Raw genomic sequence first — 18,068 nt, forward strand, 5'->3', positions numbered from 1 at the left:
CGAATGATCACATCGGCGATCGATGACGGCCCTTGCACCAAATCCCCCGATGGCCGCAACACACCCCCGCACTGACAAAGTCCCTTGCGCGACTGCCGGTATGACGGTCGCGATACGGGCTCCGGCATTCAGGACAGCCCGACCTCTGCCGTCCGCGGCGCGATTTCCCTTTGACGACACGCAGGACTTCGACGAGGCATTTCAGAGGCTGATCGCGGCGCCGGACAGCCTGCAGATCGAAGCCGAGGCGGGCGGGTTCGCCTGGGATCTGGAGCGCTTCGACTTCCTGAAACAGGGCGAAAACTTCGACAGCATCCACCCGTCGTTGGAACGGCAAGCCCGGCTGACCACCCAGTTCGGCTTGTACGAGGTCATGGACGGCATCTACCAGGTCCGCGGCTACGACCTGTCAAACCTGACGCTGATCGAAAGCGAAACGGGCTGGATGGTCTATCAGTATGCCTTCCTGCTGCCGGCCAGCCCCTTTGGCTATGTCACGCAGGGTCTGGGCCAGTCTGCCTCCAGCGGCGCGACAGGTCTTGTCGCACCGACGATGGAAATCACCGATCCGATTGAAGAGCACATCATCGACGGCGTGAAGATGGTCTTCCAGTTGACGCCGGGCACCGAGGCGCCGTCCGAGTTGAACACCTATCTTCCGGACATGAAGGCGCTGTGGATGGCCGAGAACGTCACCGGGACGATGCACAACATCTATACCTTGCGCGGTGCGCAGGTGCGCGATGCGCTCGGCTGGTCACAGTTCATCAACGAAGCGCTTCAGATGTTCGGCCAGGACGCCGAGGTCATGTTCGCCTCGCATCACTGGCCGCGCTTTGGCAACGCCCGCATCCAGGAGGTGCTGCGGGCGCAACGGGATCTTTACGCCAACCTCAACAACCAGGTGCTGCACTTCGCCAACCAGGGCGTAACGATCAACGAAATCCACAACGTTTATGAACCGCCCGCGAGCATCGCGAACAACTGGTTCAACCGGGGCTACCATGGCTCGGTGCAGCACAACGTGCGCGCCGTCATCAACCGCTATCTGGGATACTGGGATGCGAACCCCGCAATGCTGATCCCGCTGTCCCCTGCCGACGCCGCCCCTCTTTATGTCGAAATGATGGGCGGTGCCAATGCGATCATGGCGAAAGGTCAGGAGCTGTTCGACGGGGGTGCGTATTTCCAGGCGGTCGAGATACTCAACAAGCTGGTCTATGCGGAACCCGCCAATACCATCGGCTACCAGCAGGAAAACCCGGGCCTGCGGAACAGCTTCCTGGCAGGCGCATACGAATTGCGCTCGCCGCCGCCGCAGGGCACCGCGACCGAGACAGCGACCCCCGATGTGATCCAGGCGATGGCCACGGGGCTGTTTCTCGACTACGTCGGTGTCAAGATGGACAGTCGCAAGGTCGGCGACCTCGCGTTCACCGTCAACATCGTGCATCCGGACATCGACGAGCAGTACATCCTTGAACTGAGCAACGCCACGTTGACCAACATCGAAGGGTACCAGGCCGACGACGCTGATCTGACGGTGACCATCGACCGCGAACAGCTTGTGCCGGTGATGATCGGCGAGGCGACGATCGACGCACAGATCGACGCCGGCAATGCCCGGGCCGAGGGCGACCGGACGGTCCTCACGCAAATGGCCTCGTTGCTGACCGACTTTGAAATGACCTTCGAAGTCATGCCCGGCACCGATGGGGCCACGGCGGTACCGGGGCGGTATGACACCGTGGATGCAGCGACCGGCGAAGGACCCTTCGAGGTCAAGACATCCAGCGGCAGTTCCGTCCTGCCGAACTGAAGCCGCCCACCTGACGAAGATGCGCCTGCACGCCCCAACCGCGTGCGGGCGTCCCCGCAAGGGTGACGCACTCAACGGTCTGATTGGCGCCGCCGTCCCCGAGCTTTCTCAAACCAGACGCTGCCGGACCAAAACTTTGGTTTGGCCAGCGCCTGCACACAACCTAGTATCCTGCCAGACACGCCCGCCAGAGTCGCAACCGACGATCCGATGTGATCGCGAAGGAACACAGCATGTTTGACTTTCCGCCCCTTGCACGTTCTGTCGTCCTGCTGACGGCGGCCGTATTTCTGGCCACCGCGTCCGAGGCCCAGGATGCGGACGCCGAAGCCAACAACCCCCTGGCCAACACAACCGCGCTCAACTTCCAGAACCAGTATTTCGGCCAGATCGAGGGCCTGGATCGCGACGCCAACCAGTTCTACCTGCGATATGCACAGCCCTTCGGCGCCTTCGGCGGCAACTGGCTGGCCCGGTTCACAGCCCCCGTGAACACTCTTCCGGAAGTCGGCAGCGGCGATCAGACCGGGCTGGGGGATCTTAATCTTTTTGCCGCCTACCTGTTCGACACCGGCAACCCGGCCATCAGCTTCGGGATCGGGCCGCAGGTCACGGCCCCCACGGCGACGAAGGATGAGCTGGGGTCCGGCAAATGGTCCGTCGGGCTCGCCAACGTTCTGTTCAATGCCACCAACCCGAAGTTCCAGTGGGGGTACCTGCTGACCTGGCAGGCAAGCGTGGCCGGCGACAAGGACCGCGACGACGTCAACATCGGGGCCTTCCAGCCGTTCGGGTTCTATCAGCTGGGCCAGGGCTGGTATCTGCGCTCTGCTAGCGTCTGGACATACAACTTCGAAACCGACAGCTACGGTGTGCCGCTGAGCCTGGGCCTCGGCAAAGTGATCGAGACGGAGCATGCGGTCATCAACATCTACGCCGAACCGCAAAAATATGTCTGGACCAGCGGCGACGGCCAGCCGGAATGGGGCGTGTTCGCGGGCGTGAATTTCCAGTTCTGATGATGGACTGCGCGCCGTGCCGCGGCCCGGCACGGCGCACACGACGAATGCTGTCACACACATGATCGGTGCGCCTCGGGTCGCCTTGCAAAGCAGGCGCCCGAGGGCGGCGGCCATGCCATTCCCGATACGAGCGAGAATCAGGCCATTGCCTTAACCGCCGCCGCAGCCATGCGCGGCGCGGGCAGCACCCTGAGCGCGCCACGGCCATAAGGCCGCCAAAGGCGTCAATCTAACATCCTGTATTTATGCTTGGATTTCCCTGTTTCCAATCTCTTTTCCGATGCCTGACAAGTGAACACTTGACGTCTGATAAAATTCAGTGAAGTTTACTAATAAGCGGATCGTGAGTTTTTTGGAGACTATGAATGGCTGGCGTCACCCTGAATGCAGTCCGCAAGGACTACGGCACCTTCCTGGCCATTCCCGAGCTTGACTTGGAAATCGAAGATGGCGAGTTTTGCGTGTTTGTCGGGCCGTCCGGCTGCGGAAAGTCGACCTTGCTGCGCACGATCGCGGGGCTGGAAGACCTGACCGATGGCCAGATCCTGATTGGCGATCAGGACGTCAGTGATCGCCATCCGGGCGAGCGTGGCGTGGCGATGGTATTTCAGAACTACGCGCTGTATCCGCATATGAACGTGCGCCAGAACATGGGCTACGCACTGCGATTGGCCCGCGAACCCAAAAGCACGATCAGCCAGAAAGTCGAACGCGCCGCCGACATCCTTGGTCTGCGCGATCATCTGGACAGAAAGCCCGCCGAGCTTTCGGGCGGTCAGCGGCAACGGGTGGCCATCGGACGGGCCATTGTGCGCAATCCGAAGGTCTTTCTGTTCGACGAGCCGCTGTCCAATCTGGATGCCGAGTTGCGGACCAGAATGCGGCTGGAATTGTCGGAACTGCATCAGACCCTCAGCACGACCATGATCTACGTGACCCATGATCAGGTCGAGGCCATGACGCTGGCCGACAAGATCGTCGTTCTGCGCGCCGGACGCATCGAACAGGTGGGCTCTCCGCTGGAGTTGTATGACAACCCCGTCAACAAGTTCGTCGCGGGTTTTCTCGGATCCCCCAGCATGAATTTCCTGCCGGCAACGATGACCGCGAACGGTCTGCAATTTGCCGATCTGGATGGCGCCTGTGTGGACTTTGGCACCGAACCGACGCCCGGCAAGGTCGTCATGGTCGGCATCCGGCCAGAGCATCTTGAAATCAGCGAAGACGGAGCCCCCTTGCCGCTGCGATCGGTCGAACAACTGGGCGGCGTCACCTATGGCTATGCAATCCTGCAATCCGGCGAGGAATTCTGCGTTGACCTGAAAGGCCGCCGCGACATTCGGGCAGGCGACACCATCCGTCTGCTCATTCCCCCGTCACGCGCACTGGTCTTTGACGCGGATACGGAACTTCGAATTCGATAATCGACGCCGACAACTGACAGACAACATCTGGGAGGATACCATGTCTAAATCACAATGGCTGCAAAGCTCTGCGCTGGCCCTGGCATTGGGGCTGACGGCGGCTTCGGCTTCGGCCGAAACGCTGCGGGTCTATTTCAACGCCGGACACGCCTACGACACCTATCTTGAGGCCATCGCGCAATTCGAAGCCGACAACCCCGGCTGGGAAGTTCAGTTCGAAAAGTTCCAGTGGCCGGATCTGCGCACCAAGCTGGTTGCCGATTTCGCTGCCGACAACGCGCCGGACCTGGTGGCGACGGCGGGCGGCTGGGTGCCGGAATTCGCGTTTCAGGACCTGTTGCTGCCGCTGGATGATCTGGCCGCCCGGGATCAGGCCGAGTTCGATTTCCCCGGCGACTGGTTTGACCCAGCCATTGCCAAGAACACCGTGAACGGCAAGATTTACGGCCTGCAAATCCACCTGACCTGCGCCACGCTTGTCTACAACAAGGACATGCTGGCCGAGGCAGGCTATGACGCGCCGCCCACCACCTGGGACGAATTCCGCGAGGTGGCCATAGCCACCACCAAGCCGGGCGTCTTCGGCTTCGCGCCCAATTCGTCGTTCTTCTATTACTGGCCCTGGGTGTTCCAGAACGGTGGCGAGTACTTTGACACCGAAACCGGCGAAGTCGGGTTCGGCTCCGAGGAAACCATCGGCGCGATGCAATTCCTGGCCGACCTGATCCACAAGGACCGCGCGGCCCCCGTGCCGGTGGCGGGTGCCGACTATGAAGGGCCGCAAAAGCTGTTCACCTCGGAACGCGCCGCGATGATCCTGACCGGCCCCTGGGACATCAACCCAATCCGCACCGGCAACCCTGACCTGAACTGGGCCGTTGCGCCGTCGCTGTCGAATGCGACGCAGGCAACCGTGCAGGGCGGCGTTGCGCTTGCCATTCCGAAAGGCGCCCAGCATGCCGACATGGCGTGGGATCTGGCAAAGCGCCTGACCGATGTCGAGGTCGAGGTCGCGACCTCGTTGCAATACTCGATGACCATGCCGCGGAAATCCTGGCTTGCGGATGAGCGTGTGCAGGCCGACCCGCTGCTGGGTCAGTTCGGGTCCTGCCTGCCCTATTCCAAGGACGTGCAACTGCCCCTGACGCTGACCGGGAAATACGATCCGGCAGTCGATGCTGTGATGCGCCAAGCGGTCGAAGAAGTGCTGTACTCCAACGAGCCCGCGGCAGAAGTCCTGCCGGTCGCGGCGGAAGAAGCCAACAAGATCATCGCTGCTAAATAAGCAATCCGGCCCCGGCGAGAGTTCGCCGGGGCCACACCTGAAAGGAGAGGTCATGACATACCGCCAACGACGCGCCTTGACGGCCTATGCCTTTCTACTGCCCGCAATTGTGTATTTTATCGTGTTCTTCTTCTGGCCGATCGCGATCGAGCTTTGGGCCAGTTTCCGGTCGGGGCAGCCCTTGATCGGCAAGTCCGAATTCGCCGGGATGAAGAACTATCTCTACATCTTCCAGGACAAGCTGGCGATCAAGGCGATCAGCGCCACGATGATCTACGCCCTGGGATCGACCGTGTTCACGCTTCTTCTGGCCCTGGGGCTGGCGTCGATCCTGGCCGGCCCGCTGAAAGCCCGCAACACGATCCGCGCGATCCTGTTCTTTCCCTACATCGTGTCGTTCGTGATCTCTGCCCTGATGTGGAAGTCCATCCTAGACCCCTATACAGGACTGTTGAACGCCGCGCTTCTGAAGGTCGGGTTGCCGCCGCAATACTGGCTGACCGATCCCGATGCCGCGATCTGGGTGCTTGTGGCCGTCTCGGTCTGGAAGGACATCGGCTATGCGGTCCTGATCTATATCGCCGCCATTCAGGGCATCCCCAGCCACCTCTACCAGGCGGCCGAACTGGACGGGGCGCGCCGGCACCACCTGTTTCGCGACATCACCCTGCCGCTGCTGATGCCGACAACGCTGTTCCTGGCCGTGGTGATCATGATCGCGTCGATGCAGGAAATGGCCCTGCCCTACCTGATGACCGGCGGCGGCCCGGCCAATGCCACGAGGCTCTATTCGCTGCACGTCTACGAAACCGCGTTCCAGGGTTTGAACATCGGCTACGCCTCGGCGCTGTCCTTCGTGATGTTCCTGCTGATCCTGCTGATCACCTGGGTGCAGTTCAAACTTCTCAACCGTGACATCCGCCACGTATAGGACCCGCGCATGGCTTATAAACACACCTACTCGTTGACCGCCAAAATCTGGATCTATCCGGTCATGGCCTTCTTCGTCCTGCTGTCGGTTCTGCCATTCCTGTACATGATTTCACTGTCATTGCAGAGCGATGCCGAGATGTTCTCGGGTCAGGTGGTGGTCATTCCGGAAGAACTGCAATTCACCAACTACGTGACGATCTGGGAAAAGGCGCCGTTCGCGCGCTTCATCCTGAACTCGTTCTTCGTGGCCGGAACGATCGCGGCACTGCACGTCCTGTTCGACCCGTTGATCGGCTATGTGTTCGCAAAGATGGAGTTTCCGGGCAAACGGTTCATGTTCGTCGCCCTGTTGTCCACGCTGATGATCCCGTTCTTCGTGCGGTTGATCCCGCTGTACATCATGACCGCCAAGTTCGGGCTGCTGAACACCTATACCGGGCTGATCATGCCCTTCGCGATGAGCGCCTTCGGCATCTTCCTGATGCGCCAGTTCATTCTGCCCATTCCCGATGACCTGATCGCGGCGGCCCGTCTTGATGGCGCAAGCGAGCCGCGGATTTTCTTTGACATCGTGCTGCCGCAGCTTGGGCCCGCGATTGCCACCGTGGCATTGCTGACCTTCGTGTTCCAGTTCAACGAATTCATCTGGCCGCTGGTTGTCGTGTCATCGGAAAACATGCGCCCGATCACCACCGGGCTGACCCTCTTCAACCAGGAATTCTTCACGCAGTGGAACCTGACCGCAGTGGGCGGCATGCTGCTCTTCCTGCCCTGCTTCCTGCTTTACCTGATCGCGCAACGGCACTTTGTGAAAAGCGCCATGCTGTCGGGCATGAAATAGACTGACAAGGAATAGACGATGTCCAGCAAGCCGAATGTTCTTGTTTTCTTCACCGATCAGCAGCGATGGGATACGGTCGGCGTCCACGGCAACGGCCTGGACGTGACACCCAATTTCGACCGGCTTGCCAAGGCCGGGTGCTTCGTGCCCAACTCGTTCACCGCACAGCCGGTCTGCGGGCCGGCGCGGTCGATCTTTCAGACCGGGCGCTATCCGACGGCCACGGGCTGTTATCGCAACGACATCCCGCTGCCCGACGGCGAACAGACGCTTGCGCATTATTTTGGCGCTGCCGGGTATGACACCGCCTATATCGGCAAATGGCATCTGGCCGAGGGCGAACCGGTCCAAAAACCGCAGCAGGGTGGCTACAAGTACTGGCTGGCCTCCAACATTCTTGAATTCACCTCGTGGCCCTATCAGACCACGCTGTATGACAGCGATGGAAACCCCCATGACCTGCCCGGCTATCGTGTCGATGCCCTGACCGACGCCGCGATCCGCTATCTGGCGGAACCGCGCGACGAACCGTTCTTCATGTTCCTGTCGTTTCTGGAACCGCATCATCAGAACCAGCATGACAGTTACCCTGCGCCGGTCGGTTATGAGGAGCGACTGGCCGCGCGCGCTGTCTCATACCCGCCCGATCTGGGCACGCTGGGCGGCACGACCAAAGAGCACTACCACGGTTACATGGGCATGGTTGCAAGGCTGGACGAAGCCCTGGGGCGGGTTGTCGACGCGCTGATATCCCTGGATCAGCTCGACAACACCATCATCCTGTTCACCTCGGACCATGGGTGCCATTTCAAGACCCGCAACAGTGAATACAAGCGATCCTGCCACGAGGCGTCGATCCGCGTGCCAACCATGTTCCACGGGCCCGGCTTCGACAAGCAAACCCCGATCACGCGGAACTGTTCGCTGGCCGATCTGCCGCCGACCCTTCTGGACGCCGCCGGTATCGAGGTGCCGCAATCCATGCAGGGGCATTCCCTGCTGCAGCCCATGGACGGGGCCAACGATATCTTCATCCAGATCAGCGAAAGCCAGGTGGGCCGGGCCCTGCGCCATGGCCAGTGGAAATACTGCGTCTCGGCCGATCACCTCAACCCGTTCGAGCACGCCGGCAGCGACCGCTATCGCGAAACGCATCTGTATGATCTGGACAGCGATCCGTGGGAATTGACAAACCTGGTGGCATCCGCAGACCACAAGGACGTTCGCGCATCGCTTGCCGCGCGACTGACCGCGCGCATGGTCGAAGTGGGCGAACTGCCGCCGCGCATCGAACCGCTCAAGGAAGCATAGGCACGGCGCAACCGGCCCTGGGGAAACAACGGACTTTTTGGCTATGGCGACGTTGAAACAGATCTCGAAGATGACCGGCGTCGCCGAGTCGACCATATCGCGGGTGCTGAACCGCGACCCGACGCTGTCGATCTCGGACGAAAAGCGGACGCTGGTGATCGAGACCGCCGAAAAGCTGCAGTATGTGACCCCCCGCCGCCGGCGCGCCCGCAACGGAACCGACCCGATCAGCCTGCGCAAGCCCGAAGAGCTTGTATCGCTGGTACTGGTCCATTTCCTGACCAGCGAGGAAGAACTGACACGCCCCTTCTACATCGGTCTGCGCAAGGGCATCGAGGCCCGTTGCGAAGCATACGGCATCAATATCGTGCGCGTTCTTGAAAAGGACATGGACCCGGCCTCCCTCCACAATGCGCGGCATACCGGCGTGCTTTCGATTGGTGCGCTGGACCCGCGGATTGTCGAAGCCATCGAGGCACATGGCATTCCGATCGTTCTGGCGCATCCGGCCAAACCCCCGACGGCGCTGGATGTCGCCTATGTCGATATCGCCTCTGCCGCGGCGATGCTGTGCGAATGGCTGATCGGGCGCGGCATCAAGCGCCCAGCACTTGTTGGTCTGGCCAGCGATTCCGACGGGCGGCTTGACGGATATCGACAGGTCATGACCGCGGCAGGGTCCTTCGATCCTGACCTGATCGTCTATGAAGCCCAGACCGAATCCGCCAACAAATCCGCCGTGGATGAACTGTTTGATCGCTTCGAAGCCGGCGGCGACACCTTTCCGGACGCGATCATTGTCAACAAGGATCAGACCGCGGTCGAGGTCTACCAATGCCTGCAGGAACGCGGGCTCAAGATTCCCGACGATATTTCCGTCGTGGGCTTCAACGACAGCGCGGTGGCAAGCGTCCTGCGGCCGAACCTGACGACGATCCGCCTGGATGCCGGGGTGATCGGCGAGGCCGCCGTCGATCTGTTGATGGAACAGCTTGCCGGGCGAAAGACAACGAAACACGTCCAGATCCAGCCGGCCGTCACCATCCGCGCCAGCACCAGATAACGCAGGCCAGCCGCCACACAGAAGCGGCCGCACGCCCCTGCACGACCCCCTCTCGATAAATGGAGACCACCATGCCGCATTCAGAATTGTATTGTGAGAACTGGAGCTTCCGCCCCGGTTTCAAGCAATCCTGGGCAAAGACGCGGCAGCCTGGCGACACGGTCGCCCTGCCCCACAACGCCGTGGATCTGCCTTTCGACTATTTCGACGAAACGGTCTATCAGCGTGAATTCACCTATCAGAACACGATAGCCTGGAAGGATGAATACGCCGGCAAGGAAGTGTGGCTGCGCTTTGACGGGGCCATGGCCAACACCCGCGTATTCCTGAACGGCGAGCCGCTTGGCCAGCACCCAGATGGGTATACGCCATTTCGCATGCGTCTGACCGACCATCTGACCATGGGGGAAAACCTGGTCACCGTTGTTGTCGACGGCAGCGAAAATCCCGACATTCCCCCGTTTGGCGGACAGATCGACTATCTGACCTACGCGGGCATTTACCGCGAAGTCTGGATTGAACATGCCGATCCGGTTTCGATCCTGAACGTGAAGATTGAAACCCCGGAGCCGCTGGCGGACACCAAGACCGTCCGGGTGCGCGCATTTCTGGACAACCCCCGACAATTGCCCGTCGCCGGAGACTGCCAGGTCACCCTGCAGGATGGCGCAGGCCGCATCATCGGCAAGGCCAGCGCCGCGCTGACCGAAGACGGTGCGTCGCTCACCATCGACGGGATCAGTGGCGTCGAGCTTTGGTCACCAGAGGCACCAACCCTCTATTCGGCAACCGTAACCCTTTCCGGCATCGGGTTTTCCGACAGCCGCACAGATCGCTTCGGCGTTCGCGAGGCAATCTTCACGGCCAACGGCTTCATGTTGAACGGATCGCCGCTCAAACTGATGGGGCTGAACCGGCACCAGTCCTTTCCCTATGTCGGCTATGCTGCCGGGCGCGAGGCACAGCAGCGTGATGCCGAAATGGTCAAGCATGACCTGGGCTGCAATATCGTGCGCACCTCGCATTACCCGCAATCAAAGTGGTTTCTGGACCACTGTGACCGTATCGGTCTGCTGGTGCTCGAAGAGATCCCCGGCTGGCAGCACATTGGCGGTGACGTCTGGAAGGACGAGGCCGTCAAGAATGTCCGCCGGATGATCGAACGGGACTGGAACCACCCCTCGATCATCCTCTGGGGCGTGCGGATCAATGAATCCGTGGATGACGACCCGTTCTATGAACGCACCAACGCCCTGGCCCATGCGCTGGATACAACCCGGCAGACAGGGGGCATTCGCAAGCACATGGAGTCTTCCCTGTTGGAGGACGTCTATACGTTCAACGACTTCGTTCTGGGCGAGTTCGAGCGCCCCTTTGCCAATGCCGAACGACGCGGGCTTCGGGACCGCGCCGAGGTCACCGGCCTGCGCACGCCCGTTCCCTATTTGATCACCGAATACAATGGCCACATGTTCCCCACCAAGGTCATGGACAATGAACTGCGGCAGATGGAGCATGTGACCCGCCATCTCGAAGTGCTGGACTCCGCCCATGCCGATCCGGGCATCTCGGGCTGCATCGGCTGGTGCATGTTCGACTACAACACCCACGCCGATTTCGGATCGGGCGACAGGGTCTGCCACCACGGCGTGATGTCGATGTTCCGCGAACCGAAATTCGCCGCCTACGCCTATGCGAGCCAGGTGGATCCGGCGCAGAAGGTGGTGATGAAACCCGTCACCCACTGGGCGCGCGGAGAGCGCAACATCGGCGGCGTGTTCCCACTGATGATCCTGACCAACTGCGACCGCGTACGGATGGCGCTGCCGGACGGCCAGCATGTGGACATCTACCCCGACCGGGAGCGGTTCCCGCATCTGCCGCATCCGCCCGCGATCCTGCGTATCGATCAGATCGACGAGAACATTCTCGGCCGCTGGGGCATGTCCTGGCCAGACGTCGTGTTCCAGGGCTTCCTTGGCGAGGACTGCGTCACCACCCAGAGCTTCAGCGCCAAGCCGGTACTGACCGCGCTGCAGGTCGAACCGGACGCCACGGTCCTTGGCTGCGACCGCCAGGAAATGCGGGTCATTCTGCGCGCGGTTGACCAGTTGGGAAACCTGACACCCTTTGCGGATTTGCCGGTGAGGGTTGCCGTCACCGGGGCGGGCCGCCTTCTGGGCCCTGAACAGATCACGCTGCGCGGCGGACATTCCGGGTTCTGGCTGCGCTCGGACGGAACACCCGGCCAGATCAGCGTGACGGTTTCCACGCCGCGACTGCCGGATGTGCAGATCACCCTTGAAACACGCCAGCCGGAGACTGCCCAATGACCACGGCCGACACGACACAGCCGACCGGACATCTCTGCGATCCCCGGCGGTTCTATATTGACGGCAAATGGATCGAAGCCGCGGATCGTGCGCAGCGCGAGGTGGTCAACCCGGCCACCGGAGAGGTCGTGACAACCGTTGGCCTGGCGACCGCCGCAGATGTCGATCTGGCCGTTGCGGCAGCAAAACGCGCGTTGCGGGCCGCTGCGTCAACCACCATGGCGGATCGCAAGGCCATGCTGATGCGCCTCCGCGCGGCCTATAAGCTGCGCATCGAGGACATCGCGCAGGCCCTGGTGCTGGAACTGGGCGCTCCGATCGACCTGTCCCGCAACGGGCAGGCTGCCGCGGTTCTGGGCAAGATCGACGCCTTTATCGACGCCACCGACAGCATCCGGCTGACCGAGAAACTGGGCAATGGTGATCGTCTTCTGAGGCAACCCGTCGGCGTTGCGGCGTTGATTGCGCCGTGGAACTGGCCGATCCACCAGATCATCCTGAAGGTGGCCGCCGCCCTTGCCGCCGGGTGTCCCATGGTGCTGAAGCCCAGCGAAGAAACCCCGATCAGCGCCACCATCTTTGCCGAGGTCATGGCGGCGGCCGATTTGCCCGCAGGCATGTTCAACATGATCCACGGGGATGGGGCGGGCGCGGGTTCGGCGCTTTGTAGCCACCCCGACGTCGCCATGATCTCCTTCACCGGTTCCACCGCCGCGGGGGCAAACATCGCAAGGGCCGCCGCCGAAGGTTTCAAGCGGGTGGCCCTGGAACTGGGCGGCAAATCCGCCTGCCTGGTGTTCGCGGATACCGATCTGGATACGGCCTTTGCGACGATCCTGCGCAAGGCGTTCAACAATTCCGGCCAGAACTGCAACGCGCCGACACGCATTCTGGTTGAGCGGTCGGTCTACGCGCAGGCAATCGACGCGGTGCAGAGGGCCGCGCAATCCTGGTCCATCGGCGCACCTGACCAGCCGGGCCCCCATATCGGGCCGGTGGCCAATGCCAGGCAACATGCGCATGTGCGCGCGATGATTTCCAGCGGTCTGGAGTCCGGCGCACGGCTTGTAACCGGCGGGCTGGACGTGCCCAAAAAGCTTTCCGAAGGCTTTTTCGTACAGCCAACCGTTCTTGCCGACGCGCGCAATGACATGCCGGTGGCAGTTCAGGAAATATTCGGTCCGGTCATCGTGTTGATCCCCTTCGAGGACGAAACCGACGCCCTGCAAATTGCCAATGACAGCGACTATGGACTTGCCGCCTATGTCTATTCCAACGATCGGGACCGTGCAGAACGCCTGATCGAAGCGCTGGAGGCCGGCATGGTGCTTGTCAACGGCGGAGACATCTCTCCGGGAAGTCCGTTCGGCGGCGTCAAGCGCTCGGGCATCGGTCGCGAAGGCGGGACATTCGGCATCGAAGAGTTCATGGAGGTCAAACTGGTCGCCGAAATCTGACCGAACCCAGGTTCTCGTCGCTGGTCATCTTTCAGACCGGACTGCGTGCCTTTTGCAATTTGACCTACTGAAGTGACGGAAAATACTCGGCGGGTGAAATGCCGACCTGGCCCAGATTGTCGTCACTGTTCGTCAAAAGCACGACCTCGGGACCAATCGGCCGCTGGCCGGGTGTGGTTGCCGAAACGGCCTGGCGGATCGACATGCGGGCCTGCAGGATGGGGTCGTCGAAGGACGCCGCCAGCACGTTTCCGTTCATCAGGCTGCGCTTGATTGTATGGTTGACATATGTCGCCAGCAACAGCGGCCTTTCCGCGTCCGGACGGTTGGCCAGCAATCCGATCGCGGCTTCGATGGCCGGGGCGTTTCCGATCAGGTAATTCACATCCGGGTGCCGTTCGAGCGCCGTTTCTGTCAGGGCAAGTTGCTGTCGCAGGCCGGTATCCGCCCGAAAAACCTCCAGAACGGTGACGGCGCTGCCCGCAAGCCCGTCACGCAACCCGATCTCAAGCGGGCCGGTCCAGCCTGCTTCCTCGGGTCCGTTCAGGAACACCGCGGTCCTTGGGGCCGATCCGGCGGGGTGCAGAACGCGCAAATGATCGCCCAGGACAAACCCCATGTCCTGCCAGTCGACCCCGATGCTGCCGTGCAACCCCGTCGCGTGCAATTCGTTGATCAGGCCGAAGACAGGGATATCCTGCGCAGCCTGCGAAACGGCATCCATCAGATCCGGATGATCAGAGGTGACGGCACCGATAAGGATCGCATCGACCCCGCGCGCGACGCAGATATCAAGCTGCGCAATCTGCGCTGCACGGGCGCGATAGCCCCCTGCTTCGAAGAACAAAAGCTCGACACCCTGGCGCGCGGCCTCTTGTTCAAGCCCGAACCCGACGCTGAGCCAGTATTCATCCTTGAAATGCGGGACAAGGACGCAAAACAGGGACCGCGTCTTGGCCGCCTCTGCGGGCTGCCCGATCGAAAGACCAATCCCGATGGCAAGGCATGCGCCGACGATTGTACGCACACAAACGGCCACGTAGTGTCTGGTAATGCGACGAACGAGTTTTGACACGAGGCTGATCCAGATCCTGGGCGCCATGGGGGCTTTGGCCATCATGGTGGGATTGGCCGCAATAGGCGTCAACCGTTATCTGGTGCGCACGCAGGACTCGCTCGTTCAAGAGAGCCTGCCGGCAATCGCGCTGACCAGCAGGATCGATGCCTCTACCCAATTGGTCGGCTCGCTGGCGTCTACCTTCGTGCAGGCCGGATCCCGCGAAGACGTCGAGAAGACCGCCGCCGCCCTTGAACGCGCCGTGGTGAGCATCGAGGACGGGGTGCGGGCGCTGGTTGCAATGACCCCGGGGCCCGCCGCACATCCGCCGCAGTCACAGGCACGCGATATCGTTGCGCGGATGACCGTCAACGCACAGGAGGAACTGGCGCTTGCGGATCGCATCGCGGCCAGAGCGGCCGAGGTCGCGCAGGATGGGGTTCTGCTGGAAGACCTGATCGAGGCAGAGACCGATCTGGCCCGCTTGCGGATCACCGCAGGCATTGCCGACCTGTATGCTGCCCCTGACGCCGCCCCGCGCCCGGCATTGGATGCCCTGGCCGATCGTTATTTCTTTGCGTTCGAGCGCCTGACAGAACTGGCAAGGATGGTTGATGCCGTGCGGTTGCAGTTCCAGCAGGTGCCGGCAATGGCGACGCGGCAAGACGTGGATGCTGCCCATGACACCCTGGCAGCGGGCCTTGATCTGGCCCTGCGCCGGGTTGGCTTTCTGTCCTCGCCGTTGGTTACGCAGGAAGCGGCATCGCTGCTGAACCGGCAACAGGCCGCCATCGGACCGGGCGGCCTGACCGAACTGTCACACGACAGGATCGTGCTGCAGGCGTCCATCGCGCAGGATGGTGTGCGGCTGCAGAATGTCATCGCAGACCTCTCGGATCGCGCCAGGCAAGCCCGTGACGCGGTTCAGGCGGACGGGCTGGCGCGGATCGCGGCGGCAAAGCAGCGGTCATCAGTGATGCTCTTCGGGCTTCTGCTTGTGGTCGCCGTTGCTGTCACGACGGCCGCATTGCTGACGCTATATGCCCGCAAGAAAGTGATCGGACGGCTGGGCAACCTGTCACGGCGGATCATCGCGGTGGCGGGCGGCACCTCTGGAGAGCCCATTCCGATCAGTGGCCATGACGAAATCGGACGCATGGAAAAAGCGCTCAACATCCTGCGCCGGCGCGCCAGCGACGCACTCAGGCTGCGCGACAGTCTTGAGGAAGCGGTGATCGCCCGCACGGGTGATGTCGTGCGCGAGATGCAGGCCTCTGACAAGGCGCGTGCCGAGGCCGAAGCCGCCAATCGCAGCAAGACCGAGTTTCTTGCCCGCATGAGCCATGAAATCCGCACCCCGCTGAACGGCATCATCGGCATGCTGGATCTGCTGGAGACCGAAGTGCAGGACAGCGACCGCAAGGCGCGGACACGCACGGCGTTGAATTCGGCGCGTGACCTGCTCGACATCACCAACGACGTCCTCAATTTCGCAAGCAACGAAGACAGGACCAATCGCGACAATCCCGTGCATTTCCGTCTGCGGGAACTGGTCGGTCAGATGGGGCATCAATTGCAATCTCTCGCCGCGCAGAAGGGGCTGGATGCGGTTGTCGACCTTTCAGAAACCGCGCCCCCGGCCTTGTTCGGGGATGTGGTGAAAATCCGTCAGATTGTCGGGAACCTGATGTCGAATGCGGTAAAATACACCAGAAGCGGGACCGTGATGCTGTTGGTGGAACATGCGATTGACGACCGATCCGGGCAGCCCGTGCTGAGCTTCGTCGTGGCCGACACCGGTATCGGGATGAGCCCCGAGGCCATCGCCCATGCGTTTGACGCCTATGCGCGGGCGGACTCGGCCAAACGCGCGGGGATCGAGGGCCTGGGTCTGGGCCTTGCCATTTCACGCAGTCTGACCGAAGCCCTGGGCGGGGTGCTGAGTGTTGAAAGCCAGGCAGGCGTCGGCAGCCGCTTTACCTTGACGGTGCCGCTGGAGATCGGCGATCCCGCACTTGCAGCACAGGAAGAAGAACGTGCCCTGCAAGCCGATTTGAGCCGCGAGGTCCTGGTGATCGACGATCATGCCGTGAACCTGATGGTGGCGCGCGGCTATCTGGAGCGGCTTGGCTGTCGCGTCAGCGAAGCAGAGACCGGCACCGCAGGATTGAAGCTCAGCAGGGAACGGCACTTCGATTTGGCGCTGATTGATCTCGATCTGCCCGACATGCGTGGCGAGGAGGTCGCGGCGCAGATGGCCCAAGACGGGGCCGTGCCCATTCTGGTTGCGCTGACGGCGCACCTGATCGACGACACGCCCGAGAACCGGGAACGGCTCGGGTTTTCACGCATCTTGGCGAAACCGATCTCGCCACGTGCGCTGGCAGAAGTGCTGGGCGCGGGCGGGCCTGCCACCCTGCCCCCGGAAAACGCGATGGTTCTGGACAGCCTGCGCGCCGACATTGCCGATCTTGGGATGCAGGCCACTGCGCAGATCGTACAGGCGTTCCGCGATGACCTGCCGCACGCGATCGACACCCTTTTGTCGACACCCGCCGAAGCGCGGCCCAAGGCAGCCCACAAGTTGAAAGGGGCGGCGTCGAATTTTCGGCTGGATCAGCTTTGTGCCGCATTGGCACGGGTCGAAAAGGCCGGGGCCGACGCGGATGCCGCAGTGATGGAAGACGTCGAACGGCTGGCCATAGAGGCCATGCGCATCCTGGAAACAGCCGCCGCCCAGGCCGGGCTTCAGACCGCGCCCGGATCCACGAAATGATAGCCCACGCCGTGTTCGGTCAAGATCCACTCGGGGTTGGCCGGGTCTTTCTCAAGCTTCTTGCGCAAACGTCCGACGACGACATCGATCATCCGGTCATTGGACCGCATCGCCCTGCGGCCCATCATTTCGGCCAGCCGTGCGCGGCTCAGCGTCTGGCCGGGGTGGTCGGCAAGTGCGGCCAGGACATCGAATTCCTGCTTTGTCAGAACTTCAGTGCGGGCCGCAGACACCAGCCTGCGCCGGATGCGGTCAAGGCACCACGGTCCGAACTCTTCTACCGGCGCCGCACCTTGTGGGGCCTGTCCGATATCCGCGATGCGCGCCAGCAGGTTTTTCACACGGGCCGCCAGCTCGCGCTTGTCAAAGGGCTTGGTGACATAGTCGTCAGCCCCCATTTCCAGACCCACGATCTTGTCGATCTGGTCGTCGCGCGCCGTCAGCAAGATGATCCCGACCCGCGACACGGCCCGTTGCTCGCGGGTGATGGTCAGCCCGTCCTTGCCGTCCAGGTTGATGTCGACCAACAACAGTTCGGCCGGATCCTCGCCAAGGATCTGTTCCATTTCTTCGGCATTCTCGGCCTCGCTGAGGCGGTATCCCTGCTCGCGCAGATAGGCAGCGATTCGCATGCGCGTCGTGCGGTCATCTTCGACAATCAGGATATGCTGGCCCATGCCGGATTATTACATTTACTTACATCTTCGAACAACCTCGATTGCGCAGGGTCAAGGTCTCGGGCCGCCC

13 protein-coding genes are annotated in these 18,068 nt (G+C 61.8%); 11 read left to right on the plus strand and 2 right to left on the minus strand.

The annotated features are described in order from the left end of the window. Positions 1–100: 100 nt before the first annotated feature. The 10 genes from H8B03_RS15535 (at position 101) to H8B03_RS15580 (ending at position 13,488) form a co-directional block, all read left to right on the plus strand. Positions 101–1,819, plus strand: coding sequence for an alkyl/aryl-sulfatase (locus H8B03_RS15535; RefSeq protein WP_226925981.1), 1,719 nt, complete (start codon positions 101–103; stop codon positions 1,817–1,819). 233 nt (positions 1,820–2,052) lie between these two features. Continuing rightward, the gene (locus H8B03_RS15540) at positions 2,053–2,838 is read left to right on the plus strand and encodes a hypothetical protein (protein ID WP_193142799.1); all 786 of its coding nucleotides are present in this window, start codon (positions 2,053–2,055) and stop codon (positions 2,836–2,838) included. Between the two features lie 368 nt (positions 2,839–3,206). Next, complete coding sequence (locus tag H8B03_RS15545; RefSeq protein ID WP_193142800.1) at positions 3,207–4,265, plus strand: ABC transporter ATP-binding protein; 1,059 nt, start codon at positions 3,207–3,209, stop codon at positions 4,263–4,265. Positions 4,266–4,305: 40 nt separating this feature from the next. Then, positions 4,306–5,550 (plus strand): sugar ABC transporter substrate-binding protein, encoded by a 1,245-nt coding sequence (locus H8B03_RS15550; RefSeq protein WP_193142801.1) that lies wholly within the window; start codon positions 4,306–4,308, stop codon positions 5,548–5,550. A gap of 52 nt (positions 5,551–5,602) precedes the next feature. Continuing rightward, positions 5,603–6,481, plus strand: coding sequence for a carbohydrate ABC transporter permease (locus H8B03_RS15555; RefSeq protein ID WP_193142802.1), 879 nt, complete (start codon positions 5,603–5,605; stop codon positions 6,479–6,481). Positions 6,482–6,490: 9 nt separating this feature from the next. Continuing rightward, positions 6,491–7,324 carry a carbohydrate ABC transporter permease gene (locus H8B03_RS15560; RefSeq protein ID WP_193142803.1) on the plus strand — a complete coding sequence of 278 codons (834 nt, stop codon included), beginning with the start codon at positions 6,491–6,493 and terminating at the stop codon, positions 7,322–7,324. 18 nt (positions 7,325–7,342) lie between these two features. Beyond that, positions 7,343–8,635 carry a sulfatase-like hydrolase/transferase gene (locus H8B03_RS15565; protein WP_193142804.1) on the plus strand — a complete coding sequence of 431 codons (1,293 nt, stop codon included), beginning with the start codon at positions 7,343–7,345 and terminating at the stop codon, positions 8,633–8,635. 43 nt (positions 8,636–8,678) lie between these two features. Beyond that, positions 8,679–9,698: a LacI family DNA-binding transcriptional regulator gene (locus H8B03_RS15570; protein ID WP_193142805.1), complete on the plus strand. Its 1,020-nt coding sequence runs from the start codon at positions 8,679–8,681 to the stop codon at positions 9,696–9,698. 71 nt (positions 9,699–9,769) lie between these two features. Next, positions 9,770–12,031 carry a glycoside hydrolase family 2 protein gene (locus H8B03_RS15575; protein ID WP_193142806.1) on the plus strand — a complete coding sequence of 754 codons (2,262 nt, stop codon included), beginning with the start codon at positions 9,770–9,772 and terminating at the stop codon, positions 12,029–12,031. Next, complete coding sequence (locus tag H8B03_RS15580; RefSeq protein WP_193142807.1) at positions 12,028–13,488, plus strand: aldehyde dehydrogenase family protein; 1,461 nt, start codon at positions 12,028–12,030, stop codon at positions 13,486–13,488. The genes H8B03_RS15575 and H8B03_RS15580 overlap by 4 nt, the downstream gene beginning before the upstream one ends. Before the next feature lie 64 nt (positions 13,489–13,552). Here H8B03_RS15580 and torT read toward each other — a convergent pair whose 3' ends face one another. After that, a complete protein-coding gene (gene torT / locus H8B03_RS15585) occupies positions 13,553–14,515 on the minus strand; it encodes a TMAO reductase system periplasmic protein TorT (protein WP_319022494.1) in 963 nt (320 codons plus the stop codon). A gap of 25 nt (positions 14,516–14,540) precedes the next feature. On the opposite strand from torT, the gene H8B03_RS15590 reads away from it, so the two are divergent. Then, positions 14,541–17,321: an ATP-binding protein gene (locus tag H8B03_RS15590; RefSeq protein ID WP_193142809.1), complete on the plus strand. Its 2,781-nt coding sequence runs from the start codon at positions 14,541–14,543 to the stop codon at positions 17,319–17,321. Here H8B03_RS15590 and H8B03_RS15595 read toward each other — a convergent pair. After that, positions 17,294–17,998 carry a response regulator gene (locus tag H8B03_RS15595; protein ID WP_193142810.1) on the minus strand — a complete coding sequence of 235 codons (705 nt, stop codon included), beginning with the start codon at positions 17,996–17,998 and terminating at the stop codon, positions 17,294–17,296. The two genes, H8B03_RS15590 and H8B03_RS15595, sit on opposite strands and share 28 nt — an antisense overlap. Between the last annotated feature and the right edge of the window lie 70 nt (positions 17,999–18,068).

The sequence above is a fragment of the Meridianimarinicoccus sp. MJW13 genome, from assembly GCF_014901205.1.
In the GTDB taxonomy this organism is placed as follows: Bacteria; Pseudomonadota; Alphaproteobacteria; order Rhodobacterales; family Rhodobacteraceae; genus Meridianimarinicoccus.

Bases quoted from the DNA above. Each gene is read 5' to 3' on its own strand.
- H8B03_RS15580 (WP_193142807.1), top strand. From the start codon at position 12,028: ATGACCACGGCCGACACGACACAGCCGACCGGACATCTCTGCGATCCC.
- H8B03_RS15550 (WP_193142801.1), top strand. From the start codon at position 4,306: ATGTCTAAATCACAATGGCTGCAAAGCTCTGCGCTGGCCCTGGCATTG.
- H8B03_RS15545 (WP_193142800.1), top strand. From the start codon at position 3,207: ATGGCTGGCGTCACCCTGAATGCAGTCCGCAAGGACTACGGCACCTTC.
- H8B03_RS15595 (WP_193142810.1), bottom strand. From the start codon at position 17,998: ATGGGCCAGCATATCCTGATTGTCGAAGATGACCGCACGACGCGCATG.
- H8B03_RS15575 (WP_193142806.1), top strand. From the start codon at position 9,770: ATGCCGCATTCAGAATTGTATTGTGAGAACTGGAGCTTCCGCCCCGGT.
- H8B03_RS15535 (WP_226925981.1), top strand. From the start codon at position 101: ATGACGGTCGCGATACGGGCTCCGGCATTCAGGACAGCCCGACCTCTG.
- H8B03_RS15560 (WP_193142803.1), top strand. From the start codon at position 6,491: ATGGCTTATAAACACACCTACTCGTTGACCGCCAAAATCTGGATCTAT.
- H8B03_RS15540 (WP_193142799.1), top strand. From the start codon at position 2,053: ATGTTTGACTTTCCGCCCCTTGCACGTTCTGTCGTCCTGCTGACGGCG.
- H8B03_RS15590 (WP_193142809.1), top strand. From the start codon at position 14,541: ATGCGACGAACGAGTTTTGACACGAGGCTGATCCAGATCCTGGGCGCC.
- H8B03_RS15570 (WP_193142805.1), top strand. From the start codon at position 8,679: ATGGCGACGTTGAAACAGATCTCGAAGATGACCGGCGTCGCCGAGTCG.
- H8B03_RS15565 (WP_193142804.1), top strand. From the start codon at position 7,343: ATGTCCAGCAAGCCGAATGTTCTTGTTTTCTTCACCGATCAGCAGCGA.
- H8B03_RS15555 (WP_193142802.1), top strand. From the start codon at position 5,603: ATGACATACCGCCAACGACGCGCCTTGACGGCCTATGCCTTTCTACTG.